The organism is Mitsuokella multacida DSM 20544, from assembly GCF_000155955.1.
Taxonomy (GTDB): domain Bacteria; phylum Bacillota; class Negativicutes; order Selenomonadales; family Selenomonadaceae; genus Mitsuokella; species Mitsuokella multacida.
In genome coordinates, this window is the sequence record NZ_GG697141.2 from 443,006 (window position 1) to 444,246 (window position 1,241).

2 protein-coding genes are annotated in these 1,241 nt (G+C 52.7%); both read left to right on the forward strand.

The annotated features are described in order from the left end of the window. Positions 1-103 precede the first annotated feature (103 nt). Positions 104-283 carry a hypothetical protein gene (locus MITSMUL_RS13200; protein ID WP_211205205.1) on the forward strand — a complete coding sequence of 60 codons (180 nt, stop codon included), beginning with the start codon at positions 104-106 and terminating at the stop codon, positions 281-283. Beyond that, positions 222-1,241: RNA-guided endonuclease InsQ/TnpB family protein (locus MITSMUL_RS02130; protein WP_050751623.1), on the forward strand; the 1,020-nt coding region annotated here is incomplete at its 3' end. The genes MITSMUL_RS13200 and MITSMUL_RS02130, both read left to right, overlap by 62 nt.

Here is a 1,241-nt window from a genome sequence, read left to right on the forward strand (position 1 = left end):
CGTAGGATGATCCTCGTGTCGCACCGCGATCGTTTTGTTCCGATTCGGGTTCGGATTGGTTTGTAGCGGTTCTGCAAGAAGTTCAACGTGGAGGATCGTGGTCGTGAAGAACGAGAAGCTGTCCCCGCAGGAAGAGCTGGTGCAGGATATCGTCAGTATACTTCATGTATTTTCTTGTCGGCTTTATGGGTTACGTAAGTACAAGAAGCAGATTGAAGGAGATGAGGAACTTGCTGAAGGCATTCAAGACAGAGCTCCGTCTCACCGAACGGCAGAAGGATAAAGTTCGCCGTTCACTCGGCATCTGCCGCTTTCTCGCGAACCAGTACATCGCCCGCAACATCTGGCTGTACCGCCTGTATCAGCGCGGCGTCCTCGATGAGAAGCAGCGCCGTTTCGTCACCGCCAATGACTTCGACAAGTACGTCAACCATGTGCTGAAGAAGAAACTCCCTTGGATTGACCAGTGCGGCTCCAAGGCGCGCAAGAAGGTCCTCGTCAATGCAGAGCAGGCGTTCAGGCGCTTCTTCAAGGGACAAGCGCACTTTCCACGTTTCAAGCGGAAGAACCAGCAGAATGTAAAGCTCTACTTCCCGAAGAACAACAAGGGCGACTGGACCATCTGGCGTCATAAGATCCAGATTCCGACCATCGGCAAGGTGCGTCTGAAAGAGTTTGGCTACTTGCCGCAAGGCGTGACCATCAAGAATGGGCATGTTTCCTATGAAGCGGGCCGCTACTACGTCTCGGTCACAGCAGAGATTGATGAGATGAGCCGCTACAACAATGACCTAGAAGCATCGTACCGTCCGCAGTCGGATGGCATCGGTGTGGACCTTGGCGTCAAATCGCTTGCCATCGTCAGCGATGGTAGGATTTTTGAGAATATCAATATGTCTTCCCGAGCCAGACGGCTCGAGAAACGGCTGAGAAGAGAGCAGAGGCGCCTCAGCCGCAAGTACGAGATGCGAAAGAGGAAAGGTGGTAGTACTGCTACTGCCTCTGCAAACATAGAGAAAAAGAAATCATCGGTACAGAAACTGCATCAGCGGCTGGCGAATCTCCGCCGCAATCACGAGAATCAGGTCATCCACGCACTGGTCGAGCAAAAACCACGCTTCATCACGGTGGAAGACCTCAACGTGACCGGCATGATAAAGAATCGTCATCTCTCGAAGGCAGTGTCAGAGCAGCGCTTCTATTCCTTCCATGAAAAGCTGCGGCGCAAGGCAGAGATCATC